Genomic DNA, 20410 nt, shown 5'->3' with positions numbered 1-20410 from the left:
TATCAATATTAACCTACCCCTCACTCTCCTTTTACGCTGCATCTAAAACAATCTCAACTCTTTTCAGACCATACTCACTCTTACAAGCTAATGAGCCTCTGTGAGCACACTTAATGAATTACAACGAATCCTAACAATGATGGCAGAATAAGGATTGATAATATAATTTAGGAGGAGGTATCTTGGAAAATAATGGAAATCTCAGATAGGGGCAAAAAAAATGGGGTGCTCTTAAGTAGAACGACACCCCAAAATAATGAGAATGAAACCTGGTTCTTATATACTTTAGTTAAGTATTATCTTTTTGATGTTATAAATATAGCACTATTTGTCAGATTAAACAACAACTATTAGAAAAATAATGCGTACAAACTTCTGATTTATAGGACTTATTACAAAACTAAATTCTAAAGTCTTCCTTAAAAACAATCTTTTTGCTTGGAACTCCTTAAAAAAGAAATCATAATAAATAAGACAAATTTCTCATATGAAAAAAACAAAGGCGATAATAAATTATCGCCTTTGTAAGAAATTAATCTAAAACATTTATTTTATCATTAAAGATTTTAGTTCCAACCGTTGTTATAATATTATAAATCCCGGCAGGTAAATCGTTAACGTCAATTCTAACTGTATTATCATACTGAACATCTCCAGCATTGACACGTTCTGTTTTAATTAGTTTACCACCCATATCAAACATTTGAATTAAAATGTCTTCTTGGTTAGCAGCTTTAATCTTAACATTTACAAATGAAATACTCGGATTAGGATAAACCGAAATTTCAGTATCAACATCTCTTTCAACTCTGATTGCGATGATGTCTGAATAAGCAAACGTTCCATCATAATCATATTGTTTAAGTCTATAGAAGTAAATTCCATTTTCCTCGATGTTTCTATCATCTAAATCATAGTACTGAGTTTCAAAAGTAGTTCCGTTACCTAATACTTTAGCAACAACGCTGAAGTCCTTAGTATTTCCGTAGCTTCTTTCTACTTCGAAGTAATCATTATTAATCTCAGAAGATGTTTCCCACTCAAGCTCATTCATATCGCTCGCTTCATTCCAAGCTCCTGTGAAACTTACTAACTCAACTGGAACTGGTGCAAGTGTTAATCCAGCATCTACATTCAAGTTAACTTCACCAGCACCTAATAGGACTTGATCAGATAAACCATCAGAATCCGCATCACTATCAACATTCTCCGCTCCAACATTCTGCGTAACGAATGTCAATCCTGTTCCTGGATTAATAAATTCAACTTGGTAAACACCTTTAGGTAAATCATCAAATATGTAACCACCATTGTTATTAGTAGTCGTCGTTTCTATTTGTACAAAAGCACCTAAGTCATTTTGCTGTAATAAGTTAACAACAACTCCTACTTGAGGAATATCTACTCCAGCATCGTAAGAATCAGGATTTTCACTTGCATTCTCTTGCCATACAAGATCTCCTAATGCACCACCGATGTAAACACCTGCATCAATAGTCGTATCATCTTCTCCTTCACCTAAATCAATAGTTGGCGACAATCCTGTACTAGGATCGATATCTGAATCTTTAGTATCATTTGCTCCTTGATCTTGAGGAGAAACGATGAAACCATCTGTATCAAATTCAACTAAGTAATTACCTGATGGTAAACCTTCGAAGATGTAGTATCCATCTTCATCAGTAGCAGGATTATAAGCTGTAACCGTTGTTGAGATCGGATCTTGACCTGGCTCGATCATTCCATCCATGTCTTCATCTGAATACAAGTTAACTGTAATTCCGTTTTCACCAGCTTCACCATTTTCTTGTACACCATCTCCGTCTTCATCATTCCAAACATAATCTCCGATACTTGATGGGTTATAGTAACCTGCATCTATATCATTATTCTGCTCTCCTGCTTGTAAAGAAATAATATGTGACTTTCCTGTAATAGGATCAGCATCATTATCTCCATCGATATCTGTAGCATCCGTATCAAATCCACCAACATCTGACAATGTTAATAACAAGTTAGTTGGTTTGATAAATGTTACTTGGTAATCTCCAGGAGGTAAATTATCGAAAGAATATAAACCATCTGTACCTGTTATTTCTGGACCAACTACCTCACCATCTAAATCAAATACTGAAAGCCCTGTAGATGTAAATAATAATACAACCGCTTCATTAATTCCGACTTCATCATCATCTTGTATTCCATTTCCATTAGCATCATTCCATACGTAGTTACCAATAGATGCTGGTAAGAATAAACCTGCATCTATGTCAGGATTCTTTTCTCCTCTTGCTAACATAATAGGGGCAGTTCTTCCTGTTGTCGTATTTGCATCACTATCATCTGCTTCATCTGTATTACCAACTTGGCCAACATTTGCTTCAGAGAATAAGTAATTACTACCTGGCTTCACAAATTCTACAATATATCCATTAGCTAATAAGCCAGCAAATTCATAGAAACCTTCGTTACCAGTATTAGGATTATTTGCAGTCATTGTAGTTGCTATAACTCCACCTTCAGGAGTTCCATTTAAGTCACTATCTACATAAAGATTAACAGTAACACCATTCACTCCGTCTTCACTAGGATCTTGAACACCATCAGCATCTTCATCAAACCATACATAATCACCTAGACTTGCACAATTAATCGGATCAACTGTTATTGTATATTCATCCATTGCCATTTCACTTGCAACGTTTTCACCATCATAAAAGATATCAAACATATCCATTACTTCATAAGTACTAGTTTCATTTACTAGTATACTATAGTTCCAGTAAAATTCAAATTCATCTTGTCCTAAGAAACCATCATTGTTCGTATCATATCCAGGTACAAAATATTGATCTCCTGGCGTAAGTGTTATACCCAATGCTTCAGAAGTAAAACTTATATTTCTTAACTGAAGAAGTGGATCTGGAGGTAATTCATTTCCTTCCATATCTTCATCTGGATATAATCTAATAGCTACTTGAACATCTACTGTTTCTCCAGGACAAATATTAGTCGGAGACGCAACACTCTCTATGTTAAATCTAACTCCTCTATAATGAGATGGATCTTTATCCGTAACTTCTTCATCTTCTAGTGGTGTTCCTGTAACAGGATCAACTGGTGTACCTACTACTGTACCAATATTCGCATATAATCCAGACATCGCTACTCCCAACTTCGTACAAGTTTTTGTTTCACCTACTAGAAGTGATGGAATAGTACAAATATATCCTTCTACATCATCAGTAACATTAACGTTTACCAAATCTACATCTCCATCATTTGTTACATAATAAGTCCATTCAACCTCCTTCTCAGTTCCGTTTAAGAAAGCGATAACTTTGCCTGGTGCTTCATCAGAATCAAATCCATTTGTATGTTTCTCTAAAGATATACTTGGACTTAATGGTGAAACAAAAGCATCATCACCGTCATCTTCATCCTCTGCATCTTGAGTACTATCATCGTCTTGGCTACCTATTCCATTTTCACCATTACTATCAGCTTCATTTCCAGGAGTTGAATCAGGATCAAATTGATCAGATGTTTCAATTTTTGCAATGTTCACATAGTTCACACCATCTCCTGGCGCTAAAACAGTAGCTTTAAATGATACATCAATAGATCCAAATGCTTGAACTGTTAAATCAGACCAAACGATCTCACTTCCGTCCAATGAACCATTATCACTAATCATTTCGATATTATTATATCCACTAGGTATAACATCACCGATAGAAACGCCAGTAGCATTGTGAGGACCATCATTTGCAACCGTAATTGTAAAGGTTACAGAACTTCCGATAACTGGTGAAGCATCATCTACACGTTTAACTAAGTTTAAGTCAGCAATAGTAGAAAATCCACCATCTACATCTTCTTCATTTTCACCTGAAGTCAATGTAACTACATAAGACTCGCCATCAACATTGATATCACTATCGTTATTCACATCACCTTCATCACCTGCTACACCAGCCTCATCTTGCTTAGTAGGATCAAAGTTATCAGGTGAAGTAAATACTACGATGTATTCACCTGGGAATAAGTTGTCAAAAAGGTAAGAACCATCAGATTCACTCTGAATAGGATCTACTGTATTACCGTCAACATCCACAACTTCATTTCCGTTCTCATCCGTTAACGAGACAGTAACACCTTCGATCGGTTCATCGTTTCCATCTTGTAGTCCATTGTTATCTTTATCCCAGAAAACATAATCTCCTACGCTTGTTGGTTCAAATACACCCGCATCAAGATCATCATTGATATCTCCACTTTCTAATGTTACAACTTCTGTCATACCATTCATCGCTGGATCTGCATCACTATCTGTTGCTTCATTTCCACCTTCATTAAGTGGGCTATACTCATAACCTGAAGGTAATACAAACTGTACGCTATAATCTCCCGGAGCTAATCCAGCAAATTCATATGCTCCATTTTCATCTGTTGTTGTAGAAGCGATAACGTCACCGTTCTCATCTTTCAAATTAACAGTTACGCCTTGAATTCCTTCTTCTCCTGCATCTTGAACACCATCTCCATCTTCATCAACGAATACAAAGTCTCCTAAACTTGCTCCTTCGTAAACTCCAGCATCAAGATCTTCGTAATTATCTCCACTTTCTAATGTTACAACTTCTGTCATACCATTCATCGCTGGATCCGCATCACTATCTTTTGCTTCGTCTCCACCTGCATTTAATGGGCTAAAGCTGTAACCTGTAGGTAATTCAAATTGTACACTGTAATCGCCTGGAGCTAATCCAGCAAATTCATATGCTCCATTTTCATCTGTTGTTGTAGAAGCGATAACGTCGCCGTTCTCATCTTTCAAGTTAACAGTTACTCCTTGAACTCCTTCCTCTCCAGCATCTTGAACACCGTCTCCATCTGTATCAACGAATACAAAGTCTCCTAGACTTGCTCCTTCAAATACACCTGCATCAAGATCGTTATTGCTATCTCCACTTTCTAATGTTACAACTTCTGTCATACCATTCATCGCTGGATCTGCATCACTATCTTTCGCTTCATCCCCTCCTTGATTTAGCGGGCTAAAGTTATAATCTGTAGGTAAATCAAATTGTACACTGTAATCTCCTGGAGTTAATCCAGTAAATTCATATGCTCCATTTTCATCTGTTGTTGTTGAAGCTATAACATCTCCATTCTCGTCTTTCAAGTTTACAGTTACGCCCTGAATACCTTCCTCGCCAGCATCTTGAATACCATCACCATCTGCATCTACGAAAACAAAGTCTCCTAAGCTTGCGTCTAAGTACAGACCAGCGTCAAGATCCAAGTAGTTATCTCCACTTTCTAGTGTTACAAGTTCAGTTTTTCCATCGTTCGCTGGATCTGCATCACTATCTTTTGCTTCATCTCCACCTTGATTTAATGGACTTAAGTTGAAATCTCCAGGTACAACAAATTGAACACCATAATCTCCAGGCACTAAACCTGCAAACTCGTATAATCCACTACCATTAGTTGTTGTAGTTGAAATCACATCGCCATTTTCATCTATCAAGTTCACAACGATATTTGCAAATGGAATTTCTCCTGCATCTTGAATACCATTAGCGTTTTTATCTAGGAATACATAATCTCCTAAACTTGCTGGTTCAAAAATACCTGCATCAAGATCTTCGTAATTCTCACCACTTTCTAATGTTACAACTTCTGTCATACCATTCATCGCTGGATCTGCATCACTATCTTTCGCTTCATCTCCTCCTGCATTTAATGGGCTAAAGTTAAAGTCAGTAGGTAATATAAACTGTACGCTATAATCTCCTGGCTCTAAACCTGTAAACTCATAAGATCCGTTTGGTAAAGTAGTAGTCGTTGCTATTACATCACCGTTTTCATCTTTCAAGTTAACAGTTACTCCTCCTATACCTTCTTCACCTGCATCTTGGATACCATCTGCATCTTTATCAGCGAAAACAAAATCTCCAATACTTGCATCTCCATAGATACCAGCATCAAGATCATTATTGCTATCTCCACTTTCTAATGTTACAACTTCTGTCATACCATTCATCGCTGGATCAGCATCACTATCCTTCGCTTCATCTCCTCCTTCATTTAATGGACTAAAGGTATAATCTGTAGGTAATACAAATTGTACACTGTAATCTCCTGGCACTAAACCAGCAAATTCATATGCTCCATTTTCATCTGTTGTTGTAGAAGCGATAACGTCTCCGTTTTCATCTTTCAAATTAACAGTTACACCTTGAATTCCTTCTTCACCTGCATCTTGGATACCATCTGCATCTTTATCAACAAATACAAAATCTCCTAAGCTTGCTCCTTCGAATACACCTGCATCAAGATCTTCGTAATCATCTCCACTTTCTAATGTTACAACTTCCGTCATACCATTCATCGCTGGATCTGCATCACTATCTTTCGCTTCATCTCCTCCTGCATTTAATGGGCTAAAGGTATAATCTGTAGGTAATACAAATTGTACACTGTAATCTCCTGGCACTAAACCAGCAAATTCATATGCTCCATTTTCATCTGTTGTTGTAGAAGCGATAACGTCTCCGTTTTCATCTTTCAAATTAACAGTTACACCTTGAATTCCTTCTTCACCTGCATCTTGGATACCATCTGCATCTTTATCAACAAATACAAAGTCCCCTAAGCTTGCTCCTTCATATACACCAGCATCAAGATCTTCGTAATTATCTCCACTTTCTAATGATACAACTTCAGTCATACCATTCATCGCTGGATCAGCATCACTATCTTTTGCTTCGTCGCCACCTGCATTTACTGGGCTATAGTTATAACCTGTAGGTAATACGAATTGTACACTGTAATCGCCAGGAACTAAACTTGTAAATTCATAAGATCCATTTGGTAAAGTAGTAGTTGTTGCTACAACGTCTCCATTTTCATCTTTCAAGTTCACTGTTACTCCTCCTACGCCTTCTTCACCAGCATCTTGGATACCATCTGCATCTTTATCCAAGAATACAAAATCTCCAATACTCGCTAAAACACTGTACCCAGCATCTATATCTTGATTATCATCACCAGGGTTCAATGTGAAATCATCTGTTCTTCCTGTAGTCGCATTAGCGTCACTATCTTTATCGTCAGCTCCTACTCCTTCTGGAGATCGAACATTATCAGTAACATCACCGAATATGATATAGTAATCTCCAGAACATACTTCGAATGAATATGCTCCTCCATTTGCTGAAGTCGTGGATTCAACTAATGTTCCTCCTGCAGTATATAAATCTACAGAAACACCATCTAGTCCAACATCACCAGCATCTTGGATTCCATTATTATTTTGATCAACAAAAACAAAATCTCCTACAGTTGCTTTCTCTTTTACTTCTACTTCCACTTGCGCGGTTGCTGTACAACCTGCTTCATCTGTTACAGTAACTGTATAAGTCTTTGTCTCCATTAAATTACTTACTGAAACACTTGATTCAGAACCTAAACCATCACTCCATGCGTAAGTATATTCGCCAGTTCCTCCTGTGGCCACAGCACTTAATGTGGTAGACCCACCTTCACATATCGGATCAGGATCAGCTGACGCCGTTAAAGAAGGAAGATCATTTACAGTTACTTCAGTTGTCGCTGAAGCAGAACATCCTTCTGGACTTTCATATGTATAAGTAATTACAAAATCACCAGATCCTGAAACTGAAGGATCGAATAATCCGCTTTCACTAACTCCAGTACCTGTGAATGTTCCGTTAGCAGGGCTTGCAGTCATTTGAACTGCAGCTGCATCAGCACATAAAGGTCCAGCTGGATCGATAGATACTGATGGAATTTCATTAACTGTTACTACAACTTGGTCTACATCAGAACATCCGATCCCATCTGTTACTGTTACTTTATAAGTAGTAGTAGCAGTTGGTGATACTACAGCACTTGCATTATTTCCAGCTCCGTTGTCCCATGCGAATGTATAATTTCCATCACCTCCTGTTGCAGAAACCGATATCGTTGCATCATCACCAGAGCAAATAGATTCAGGATTAGATTCCGCTGTTGCAATTATATCACAAGCACTAAAATCAAAACAAATTGATGAAGGACTTACTGAATTTGGAGTAGGTTGATCTCCTTCACCATAAGTTGCATCCTCATATGCTGCAATGTAAATTTCATCTACACCATTTGGGAAATAAATTTCCCCCATTAAAGAACCAACCCAATCATCAGATTCAAATCCATCCTCTATATCTTCTGTATAACCTGTTTCGTATACTACCGAGCCATTTTTAACAAAGACTACTTTCCATCTTTCATATGCTTGAGCACTTGTACTACTTCGATTAAAATAACCATCATATGATACAGCTTCCGGTATAGAAATGAATACTTGATTTGAAAATTCTGCTGGATATGTATTTATAGGAATTAAAAATAAAGTATTCCCAGATATTAGTCTCATATCTGTTGTAACTGTATTTCCACTAACTACTATATTATTATCCCATGTAAAATTAGACTCATCGCAATTTTCAGCAGTAGGAGGCAAAATTTGTGTTGTTACTTCAGTACTACCAGTATTAGAACACCCTGAGTCTCCATCAGTAACCGTAACATTATATGTTCCTACTACAGATGTAGTTGGATTCTGTGTACTTGCTTCATAACCATTAGGTCCATCCCATGTAAATGTTGGGTTACTTGCATCCGTTGTAGCACTTAATGTTACTACTGGATTTAAGCTTGTAATCGGACCATCATTACTTGCAGTAACGGTAAGGTCTTCACAACCTGTAAAGTCAAAACATATAGAAGAAGGTCTAACGGAATTAGAAGTAGCTTGTCCTCCTTCTCCATAAGTGTTGTCTTCATAATGTGCGATGTAAATTTCATCTACTCCATTAGGAAAGAATACGTCCCCCATTAAAGAACCTACCCACTCATCAGAAGGGACACCATCTTCGATGTCTTCAGTATACCCTGTTTCATAAACAACAGAACCATTCTTTACAAAAACAACTTTCCATCTCTCAAATTCTTGAAGGCCTGCATTTTCTCTGTTATTATATCCATCAAATGAAACTGCTTCTGGAATAGAAATAGTTACTTGACCATCAAATTCTGAAGGGTAAGTATTTGTAGGAATTAAGAACAATGTATTACTTGATGTCATCAATAAGTCTCCTGATACAGAGTTACCGTTAACAATTATATTACTATTATATGTAAAATTCGAACCATCACAACTAGCAACCGGTGGAGCAATAGGCTGAGCAGTAACTATTGTAGAAGCTACATTCGTACAACCTGTATTTAGATCCGTAACCGTTACATTATAAGTTCCTGTCTGTGTTGTTGTGCCAGTCTGAGTTGTAGCTGTAAAACCGCTAGGTCCATCCCAATTCCATGCTGGATTAGCTGCATCTGAAGTTGCACTTAATGTTACTTCAGGAGTTGTTCCATTAATAGGACCATTATTACTCGCTGAAATAGAAGGTCCACCATTTAGGGTTACTTCCACATCATCCGAATCTTCACATCCATCTTTAATTACGGTAAGAATATAAACTGTATTTTCAGTAGGGCTTACTGAATAAGTTCTTGACGTAGATAAAACACTACTACTTCCTTGAACTTTCCACTCATAAGACGCACCTGAAACTGCTGTAGCTTCTAATGTAGTTGTTTCACCAACACAAATAGAAGCATCATCGCCTGCAAAAGCATCGAAGTTATTATTCGTTATAACAACATTATCAATTGCTTTACATCCTGTACAATCTGTTACTGTGACAGCATATGTTCCAGTTTGATTAACAGTTACATTTGCTGCATTTGAATTACCTACGATTCCAGGTCCTGACCATGCGTATGTAACTGAATTATTTTGCGTTCCTGGAGTTTCTGTTTTTACATAATCAACTCTAAATGCACATTTTCCATTATCACTAACTTTAACATATCTAGATGAATGCCCTAGTGTATAGCAATACTCTTTATAAGAGTTATTTGTAAATGTTTTGTTACTTGCTAAAGTTGTGTAATTATTATTACTTGCATTCCAAGCTTGTATTTTAGCATCAGAATAATTAGAACTCGTATTAGAGCAATGTTCTAATTTCATGTTCACACAAATCGTTGTACCTGACGGTTTTGTAGTACCAAAATCGATCGTAACATATGAAGTTCCTTCACCTGATCTTGTCCATAGTTTTGCACCATATGCTTGCCCACAGTAAGCTGCATCATTTGGATTTTCAACCCATCCGCCTGATTCGTGTAAAGTGTGGTTACAATCTGACTCCCCTTGTGTTCCGCACGTAGAAGCGTTCGAAGTATTCGCGAATAGTACGATCTCATCGCCAGAACATAACGTCGTATTGTCTTCTGGAATATTCACACTTACACCATCTGTAAACAAATCAACTGTTATTACATTAGTTATACCTGAATAATCAGAACAGTTACTTCTTTTAGAAAGTCTTACAAAACAAGTACTTGCTGTGATAGAACCAGGATTATAAGATGCATTATTTGCGCCACTTATAACGGTCCATTGAGAATCATTGATACCACTTGGAGTACTGCATGTAGTTGTACTTTTCATCCATACATAATCGATATTTCCAGATCCTCCAGTTGGTAGTGAAACACTTTGAATCGTTTCAGGATCATAAGACGTACCACAAGCACTTTGATCTACACCAATCGTTCCACCACTAGCTATATTAGAACATACTTCATAACATGAATCATCGAAGATTCCATATAAATCAGAGCCTACAGTTGTTCCGCCAATTTTAGCATCGAACCAAGTTGCAAATCCAAATTCATTTGGATGGTGCTTATTCGCTCCATAACCAACTTGCATTCTGTAACCCATAGAAGCATCGTAAACATTTACAGTTGTTCCTGAATTACATCCAAGACCTGTTAAAGTTCCAGTCACCTTGTAGTAATCCCAAGATGTGTGATTAGGTGCAGCAGGATTCTCTTCATAGTTCCCTTGGAACTGAGACCAAGTTTTTCTATCTGTTAAATCTAAATCTATATAATAACCATCTTGAGCTCCACATGGATTTCCTGTACCTCCCCATCCTTCAGCATCTTTTCCTCCGATCACACTTCCTCTGATAGAATAGGTTCCATCTCCATTGTTACAAACTTCAAGGTTACTATTAACATAGCCTAACCATCCATTTCCTGTTCCAGTAGGATCTAAAAATAAAACTGGATCATCGAAAGGATTTTCATTCGGACAGCTATTGCTACAGTTAGGAGGCGATGTAACTGTCCAATTTTGTAAACAGTAAGAATCTACATAAAATGTCCCGTCGCCTGTGATTCTTCCATAAGCTTGAACATACGCGGTTCCTGCAGGTGCAGTACCAGAAATTGTATATTCATGCATCGAAGATGTTTGTGGAATATCTACATCGTGGTCATGAATAATATTATTGCTACTATTCAGGAATCGAATTCCGATATCACCATTTCCGGTTGAAGATTTCGCAAATACAGAAATTGAATAAGTTTGGCCAGGAGAAGCAGACTTCTTTTGATAAAGTCCAGCAATCCCGCTGCTGTTATTCATTCCAATTGCTTTGTTTCCTGTATTGACATTACTGGAAGTATTGGTTCGCCAAGTATTTCCTTCGAATTGCCAATAGTCCTTAATATTGCTAGACTCTAAATCACCATCATTTATAACATTGCCACTGCAGCTAAACCCGGTAAAGTCTTCGCCAAACGCAGAAAGCACTGTTGTCTGCATGGCAAACAAAGTACAAAGAAATAAAAGGAGTGTCTTGTTAGTAAAGGTACTCATAGTTAAAGGATTGTGTGTGTAAACCGATTATCAAATCGGATTAAATAGTATTTATAGTTATTTGATCCTCTCCTATTTTCAAAAATGAAATTAAAAGAAGAAAAATTTCTAATTAAAAATCCTAAACTTGTTTTCCTTGAAATAGCAATACAGCCCGAAACGAATGTTTCAGCGAAATGTCTGAATTGGCTTATCAATGTACTTAATGCCAGGTTAGCAATACAAATGATAAAATACCAAAACTTATAAAAAAGTGAGCAATCACATTTTTTAGTCAAGGGTGTTTAAGTTTAAGTAAAATCAGCAAAACTATCACTAACGTTCACTTAACGAATCCCTCGGTAAAGTATGATTCTGTGAATTAAAAGGGTGTAATAGCGTTTGTCTAATTTAAGGTTTAAAGACATTGCAAAAGTGCAAAAATTCTCTGCAAATGTCAGCAATATTAATGGGAATGACAAGAAGTTTACAATTATGCATTTACTCGAAAAGCTTAAATTAATACACAAAAGAATAAAGCAAAAACTTAAATAATCTATAAAAAAATAACACAAATAACTGATTTTCAATAAGAAACAAAGCATATAAAAAATTTATATTATAAATTTCAATATGAATTAAAAAATGATATTATGTCCCTACTGAGTCAAAGTTTAACATTTAAAATAAAATTATAAGTGCCTAACACTTGACTTGCAAGCTTTTTTGGATTAAACTTCATTTTTATGAATGCAATATCCTCCTCAGAAACGCTCTCTTTTTCATCTAAATAATGCCACATCGCAGCGATTAATGCCTCTACATTATACGGATCAATTAATTTGCCTAATCCAGATGCCGCCTCTGGCATCGCTGAAAGATTACTCGTAATTACTGGTGTCCCAGACATCAAGGATTCAATAATTGGAATACCAAATCCCTCACAAAAGGAAGGGTAGATCGTAGCAACTGCTTTTCTATACAATTCTTTTAAATCTTTATTATCAATGTGACCTTTAAACTCAACATCATCTTTCAATTTCAGTCTTAAAATCAGATCTAACATTTCTTTCTTATACTTCCCTCCATCTCCTACCACAACTAATTTCGCTCGTTCCTTCTTCGAAAAACCAGCTAAAGCCTCTATGATTAACTTAAGATTTTTACGTTCTGTAATCGAGCTTACGAAAAGAAAAAAAGGTCTGTCCACACGCTGATTGCTTACTATACTATCTTCATAAAAAATCGGTGCACATGACTGATAGATAACTGAAATCTTTTGCTCCGGAATACTGAAAAAATCAATAATATCAAGCTTCGTAGCTTCGGAAACTGCAATTATATGATCTGCCTTCTGGCAAGCTCTCTGGAACTTTTCCTTATAAAATATTCGATCTACCTTGGGATAATATTGAGGAAACCTCATAAAAATCAAATCGTGAATGGTAACTATCGATTTCGTATGCTTTAGCTTCTCTATTCCTAGTGGCAACTCATTGGATAATCCATGATAGATATCTGGTTGAATTTCTTTTAGATCTTTAACCATTCTAGAGTACCTCCACAGCTTTTTACCATCCGAAGTAACTATATCGTATCTATCTGAAAGAAAATCTACAAACTCAGTATTTTCCACTTTGGGTGAAAAAAGCAATATTTCGTTTTCACTATTTAATTCACTAATCTCTCTTACTAAAGATCGGCTATAATTCCCGAGTCCCGTGGAATTAAAAAATAAACGCTTAGCATCAAAAGCAATCTTCATCCTAATAATTCAATTAAAAAGTAAAAGAGGAAGCAACAATATATTACTTCCTCTTAAATATCTTCACATTTAGGTGAAATTATGCGGTTTCAAATTCTTTCTTGTAAGACATAATGAGTTCTTTCTGAATATCAAATGGAACAGGCGCATATTCAGCAAAAGCACGCTTAAACTTAGCCCTACCTTGAGTTATCGATCTTAAACTAGAAGAATATCGATACATTTCCGCCAGAGGTACTTTGGCCATAATTTTTTGATAATGCCCTTCTGTGTCCATGCCTTGTATGACTGCCCTCCTCGTCTGTAAGTCACTCATCACATCTCCCATCACGGTATCAGAACACAAAATTTCAAGATTATATATCGGCTCCAGCAACTGAGGATTAGCATTTTCAAAATTCTTCTTAAAGATCATGGTAGATGCTATCATGAATGCCATATCATTAGAATCGACGGCGTGCATTTTACCGTCATAAATACATACTCTTATATCTTGACAATAAGAACCTGTTAATGGCCCTTCTTCCATTTTCTGCATTACACCTTTCTTTATCGCATTCGCATACTTAGTATCTATTGCACCTCCTACGATACACCAATAAAAAGCAAGCTTACCACCCCAAGGCAATTCTTCGATTTCCTTATTTCTCACATTAAAATCAGTAGGCTCAGGCATTCCTTCATAATAAGGCTCAATTCTCATATAAACCTCTCCAAATTGCCCTGATCCTCCAGATTGCTTCTTATGCCGATAACTTCCTTGCGCCATTTGCTGAATGGTTTCTCGATAAGGAATCTTTGGTCTTTCGAACTCCATCGTAATACCATTCACTTTTTCAATCCGATATTTAATAATGTCCATGTGCAGCTGTCCCTGTGCATGCAGCAATGTTTGCTTTAATTGCCTAGACTGCTCTATGATCAATGTTGGATCTTCTTCTTCGATAGTATGCAAAGCTTTCATCAACTTTTCCATATCATTCTTACTTGGCGGCTTAATAGCTGCTCTAATGCGCGGATTAGGGAAGTGAATCTTTTCTATACTTGTCTCCGACCCTTTAATAGTCAGCGTATTATTAGAATGAGTACTCTTTAATTTCACAGTAATACCTAAATCTCCTGCTCTCAGCTCATTTATATTTTCTCTAATTTTTCCATTGGACAGGGAAATCTGACTGATTCTTTCGGATGTTCTCGTCTCATTATTAAACAGCTCATCACCTGTTCGTACAATTCCTGAGTAAACTTTAAAGTAGGAAACCATTCCAACTTGTGGTTCTGAAAGTGTTTTAAAGATAAAGCAAGTCGTTTCGTTTGCGGAATTACATTCCAATGTTCCACCACTTTCTAAAGCCGCTGGTGGTCTATCTGCTGGAGAAGGACAAATATCATTTATAAAGCCCATTATCCTTCCTGAGCCTTTATTCATTAATGCAGAGCAGCAAAAAACTGGAAAAATCTGTTGGTTAGCCAAAGCTACTCTTAAGCCATGAGCTAATTCACTTTCATTAAGTGTTCCTGCTTCAAAAAACTTCTCCATCAGCGACTCGTCATTCTCTGCAGCCGCTTCCACTAATGCATTATGCATATCGCGAGCCTTATCCATTTCTTCTTCTGGGATCGCTTCCTTCGTTGGCTTCCCTCCACCATCAGGAAAAACATACATCACCATTCTTAGTGCATCAATTATACTATTAAAGCCATAACCCTGATTATAAGGATACTGAACTGATAATACATTTTTTCCAAACCGCTCCTTGGCTTGCTCTAGTGTCGCCTCAAAATCTGACTTCTCATGATCTACCTGATTCACTACAAAAAGAGTTGGAGTATTCATTCTCAGTGCATATTCCCATAAAATTTCAGTACCCACTTCTACACCAGCGGAAGCATTCAGTATCATTACTCCCGTATCTGCTACTTTTAATGAAGAAATAACCTCCCCTACAAAATCATCTAATCCTGGAGTATCAATAATATTGATCTTCGAATCCTTCCACTTCGCATGCATTAAAGTGCTAAAAATAGAATTACCTTTCTCCTTTTCAATATTCGTGTAATCAGACACTGTTGTACCAGCATCTATCGTCCCTCTTCTTTGTATTTCCTTTGCTTCGAAAAGCATTGTTTCACTAAAAGTGGTTTTCCCACTGCCAGAATGCCCCAGCAAAGTGACATTCCTGATATTCTTTGATTCAAATGACATAATGAAGTATTTAATATTTTAGATAATGAGCTCAGAATGAAATTATATTCTGGCTATCAATTTAATTAAAAACTATTATTAATCATAAGTCCTGATTGACAAATATAAAGATTGGTTAGGGCAAAATATTATCTGATAAATTTCTATAATATTTAATCCTCTGATAAAAAGGCCTTAATCAAAAATCCGCTCAAAATATGCAAAAGACTTTTTTCCAGCTTTGCTTTCTCTAAATTTTCGAACGGTATCCTCTACGGATTGGTCAATGTTATAATACTGATAATCAAACAGTTCCTTAGATAAACTATTATCATATCTGAACTGACCTGAGGTGATTAACACGGTCTCTTTCGTTATGGTAGGATTCTTCTTAAATGCACTTAATTTCGAAACGAAAGAAGCGAGTCCTTTTCTTAATGGCTTCCTAGGTGGTTTCACTTCCATCTTCACGGCGATTTTCTCTAAAAGGTCCTTATAAGCCATCGAAGTTCCTACAGCAATTACACGCTTATTTTTCACTTCGCTTTCCATATATAGGATGGTCAATTTAGCAACGTCTCTAACATCGACAAATCCATTTGTTCCAATAGGATAAAACGTCTTTTCTTGATCGACATAAGTGAATAATTTCGTACTGCTATCTCCCCAAAAAGACGGACCTAGTATAAAACTTGGATTCACAATCCCTACATCTAGTCCTTCTGTCTTCCCTCTCCATATTTCTAATTCTGCCATGTGCTTTGAAACAGCATAATTGGTGCTGAAAGACTCTTCAGACCATTCTGTTTTCTCTGATATAAGTTTGTCTAATTTCGCTCTTCCTATAGCAGCAACAGAACTAATAAACATCAATTTCTTTGGTTTGAACTCCAGACAAACATTGACCACATTAAAAGTTCCTTCTACATTAATCTTTCTAACAACTTCTTCATCCCTAGGAACATAACTCACTTTCGCAGCGCTATGAATTACGTAAACTGCATCCTGAATTAATTCTTCTAATGAAATAATATCAAGCAAATCACCTTCTACCCAATGAATTTTATCTTTAATATCTGAAAGCAAGGTCAGGTCACTATTTTCTCTCTTAAGCGCATAGATATTGCTGTAGCCTTTTTCTACAAGGCCTCGTATAATATGAGAACCTAAGAAACCCGTGCCTCCAGTAATCGCAATTTTATCTGTATTATCTATATGCATATACGCAACCACCTATCGTGTCTTTAATAGCACCTGTAACGGAGCATAAGGCATTCGGAATTCTATTTATCCTTAAGTAACCCATTAGTGAAATGAGTAAAGCCTCTTTATAGTTTATAATCTCACTACTTAATTCTACAACTTCAACTGCTCTTAGTTCTAACTTCGATTTCAGATCCTGCATTAAGTACTTATTCAATGCACCTCCTCCTGTAGCCATCAAAAAATGAGGCTTTTCTTCTAATTCTAAAAATTCAATTGCTCTCACAATCTCTTGATTGATGAACTCAACTGTAGTTCTTAATTCATCATTAACCTCTAACTTACTCAACAAAGGTATAAAGTTATTGCTAACCCATGAATTATCAATTGCTCGAGGTTTAGCATCGACGAAGTTATTCATCCTAATAAATTCATCTAACAACTGCTCATCCACTTTCCCAGCGGACGCTAATTTTCCATCCTCATCATATTCGAGCCCAACCGATTGTGCAAGGTGATTTAAAATTTGATTCGCAGGAGAGATATCAAATGCCGTGACTTGATTTCCTTGCTTATGAGTTATATTGCTTATCCCTCCAAGATTCAAAAATAAATCCACATCTGAAAACAGATAATAATCTGCAATAGGAGCAAAAGGAGCACCTAAACCACCTGCACCAATATCAGAACTTCTAAAGTCACAAACAACATCGCGTTCGCAAACCTGTGAAATCACTCCACCATTCCCTAACTGTGTGGTGAAACCCTCTTCAGGAAAGTGAAAGATGGTATGTCCATGACTTGCGACTAAATCAACTGGAAATGCAGATGAACTTATAAAATCTTTACAACATTGACCTAAAAAAAGACTTAAATCGGCATCTAGCTTTTGCAGTTCTAAAGAACTAAGCTTAGTTGCAGACTTAAGTCTCCCCAATATTGATTCTGGAAAATCCACTTTATCAACGGATAAAATTTTGTAATCAATTTCTTGATTTTCGGACATCCCAAATGTACATAGCGCCATGTCTAATCCATCTAATGAACTTCCCGACATCAGGCCCAGTATGTTCATTACTTACCTTTGAAAGTCAATGTGTATTTAGCCACTGCTTTAATTTCTTCAGGTGAAAGCGTATTCTCATAAGCTAACATTGTATTTCTACCTTTCGTTATCACTTGAATTCTTTCGTCTAAAGACAATGGTGAAGTCGTAAAATCTTTAGCACCATTTAATCCCAGTTTACCATCCGCACCGTGACAAAGCTGGCAATGTGTTTTAAAAACATTGGCACCTAATTCATTAGATTCCCCTCCAGCGCTACCGCCACATGCGACTACAACACCAATTATTAGCGCTGCAAAAAACATTTTTATTTTCATTTTTAATTTTTATAAGTTCCTACGGGTAAAGAAAAAGAATATTTGTCGAAAATAAAAACCCTTTCGTCGGTTTGGTGGAAACTTTTAAACCATTTATAGTTTCCAGCGTTTATAATTTCTTAATTTCGCACCCAATTTATGAACGTACTTAATAAGATCATCCAAACATCAGAACGCCTGTTCACCACTTATGGCTTAAAAAGCATAAGCATGGATGATATTGCTACTGATATAGGAATATCTAAGAAAACAATTTATAAACATTTTAGCACTAAAGATAAATTAATCAACATCACGCTATCTCATTTTTTAAAAAGAGAAAAACAATTGGTAGCAAAGATTCATTTAAACAGTGAGAATGCGGTGGAAGAGATCATTACGATAGGGAGGCATATTCTTAAAATGACCGGAAAATTAAGGCCAACTTTAGTTTTTGATTTAAAGAAATACCATCCTAAAAATTGGGATTTAGTTGAAAAGCATCATCATGAATTTATCCATGATGTCATAAAACAAAACATCGAAAGAGGAATTAAAGAAGGCAATTTCAGATCGTCTTTAAATCCTGATATTATAGCGAAGCTATATGTGGCTAAAAGTCTAGTCATATCAGACGAAACTAATTTCAAAGGAATGGGATTAGGACTGAACGAATTATTAAAAGAACATTTATTATATCATTTATATGGCGTCCTATCTGAAGAAGGCGTCAAACTCGTTACAAAATATGAACTCGAAACTATTTAACTCATTGCTGGGCATGTTGTTCTTGCTGAGTTTCCAACTCCAAGCACAAGAAAATTTCTCCATAAAGGAGGCAGTAGATTTTGCCATTAAGAACAGCGCAAACACAAAGCTTAACCAGCTTGAATTAACTAAAGCCGAAGCTCAAATCAAAGAATATAGAGCAACAGGTCTACCGCAAATTAGCGGAGGAATTAATTATCAGCATTTCATTAATCTACCGACTTCATTACTTCCTGGTGAATTTCTAGGTTTGCCTGCAGGTACATTTGCAGAGGTACAATTTGGTCTAAAGAACAGCTTAACAGCTAGCGCTGAAATGAATACTTTGATATTCGATGGTTCTTTTTTCACAGGATTAAAAGCACAGCGAATCTATAAAGATCTAATTTACAAGCAAGCTGACCAATCTGAATATGATATCAAGAAGAATGTAACCAAAGCTTACTTGGGTGTGATCATCGCCCAACGAAATAAAGGAATTCTTGAAAAGAATATTTCTAACCTAGAAAAGACCTTACGTGAAACGGAAATATTTCTGGAAAATGGATTTGTTGAAAAATTAGATGTAAGCAGACTACAACTTTCATTTGACAATTTAAATTCTGAAATCAATAGAATTGATAGAATGATTAATTTATCAAAAAACATATTGAAATTCCAGATGAACTATCCATTAGATCAACCGATCGAACTTAGTGAATCGTTGGATGACTTAGCTGATTTAGTATTTGTGGAAGGAGCTAATCTGAATGAAAAAATAGATGTTTCTGGACGTCCAGAATTCGGGGTAATAGAGGTAACAGAACAGTTAAACGAGTTAAACATTGAAGCCCTAAGAAGAGGATACCTGCCTTCATTAGTGGGATTTGCCAATTTCCAAACTGCTCTACAACGTAATAACTTATTCGAAAGCGAAGAACCAGGATTTTTCCCGACTAACATCGTAGGATTAGCGCTATCCATTCCGATCTGGGATAGCTTCTCTAGAAGATCGAAAATTCAACAAGCAAAAGTGGATCTAGAAAAAACTTATATTCAAAAGCAAGAACTAACAAGAGCAGTTAGCTTAGAAATTTATAATGCAAGGTTGAGTTATGAAAATGCTCTTAATCAAGTAAGTAATACCAAAAGGAGTGAGAGTCTTGCAAACGAAATCTATAATACTGCACAGATCAAATTCAAGGAGGGAGTTGGGTCCAGTCTCGAAGTAACACAAGCAGAACAAAATTTATATTCAGCGCAAGCTAATTATGCTAATGCATTATACGACTTAGTTGTTGCGAAAACCGATTTAGACTTAGCAATAGGTAAATAAAAAACGATCAATCAAAAT

Annotated in this window: 8 protein-coding genes; 2 read left to right on the top strand and 6 right to left on the bottom strand. The window is 36.3% G+C overall.

Annotated features, from left to right (window positions below; translation table 11 throughout):
- Positions 1-532 precede the first annotated feature (532 nt).
- From L2586_RS01365 to L2586_RS01340, 6 genes are all read right to left on the bottom strand, one after another.
- Positions 533-11815 (bottom strand): SdrD B-like domain-containing protein, encoded by an 11283-nt coding sequence (locus L2586_RS01365; RefSeq protein ID WP_235290965.1) that lies wholly within the window; start codon positions 11813-11815, stop codon positions 533-535.
- 646 nt (positions 11816-12461) lie between these two features.
- Positions 12462-13559: a glycosyltransferase family 4 protein gene (locus L2586_RS01360; RefSeq protein ID WP_235290964.1), complete on the bottom strand. Its 1098-nt coding sequence runs from the start codon at positions 13557-13559 to the stop codon at positions 12462-12464.
- 79 nt (positions 13560-13638) lie between these two features.
- Positions 13639-15765 carry an elongation factor G gene (locus L2586_RS01355; protein ID WP_235290963.1) on the bottom strand — a complete coding sequence of 709 codons (2127 nt, stop codon included), beginning with the start codon at positions 15763-15765 and terminating at the stop codon, positions 13639-13641.
- A 174-nt stretch (positions 15766-15939) separates the two neighbouring features.
- On the bottom strand, positions 15940-16965 hold the full coding sequence (locus L2586_RS01350) for an NAD-dependent epimerase/dehydratase family protein (protein ID WP_235290962.1): 1026 nt from the start codon (positions 16963-16965) through the stop codon (positions 15940-15942).
- Positions 16952-18022, bottom strand: coding sequence for an anhydro-N-acetylmuramic acid kinase (locus tag L2586_RS01345; protein ID WP_235290961.1), 1071 nt, complete (start codon positions 18020-18022; stop codon positions 16952-16954). The genes L2586_RS01350 and L2586_RS01345 overlap by 14 nt, the downstream gene beginning before the upstream one ends.
- On the bottom strand, positions 18022-18330 hold the full coding sequence (locus tag L2586_RS01340; protein ID WP_235290960.1) for a c-type cytochrome: 309 nt from the start codon (positions 18328-18330) through the stop codon (positions 18022-18024). The genes L2586_RS01345 and L2586_RS01340 overlap by 1 nt, the downstream gene beginning before the upstream one ends.
- Positions 18331-18468: 138 nt before the next feature.
- Here L2586_RS01340 and L2586_RS01335 point away from each other — a divergent pair, with 138 nt between their 5' ends.
- Complete coding sequence (locus L2586_RS01335; RefSeq protein WP_262914083.1) at positions 18469-19077, top strand: TetR/AcrR family transcriptional regulator; 609 nt, start codon at positions 18469-18471, stop codon at positions 19075-19077.
- On the top strand, positions 19058-20392 hold the full coding sequence (locus tag L2586_RS01330; RefSeq protein ID WP_235290958.1) for a TolC family protein: 1335 nt from the start codon (positions 19058-19060) through the stop codon (positions 20390-20392). The genes L2586_RS01335 and L2586_RS01330 overlap by 20 nt, the downstream gene beginning before the upstream one ends.
- The last annotated feature ends 18 nt before the right edge of the window (positions 20393-20410 follow it).

Origin of the sequence: Portibacter lacus, assembly GCF_021533215.1 — a bacterium.
Taxonomy (GTDB): Bacteria; Bacteroidota; Bacteroidia; order Chitinophagales; family Saprospiraceae; genus Portibacter; species Portibacter lacus.
The sequence above is the reverse complement of the archived record's forward strand: the minus strand, read 5'-3'. Positions and strand labels throughout refer to the sequence as shown.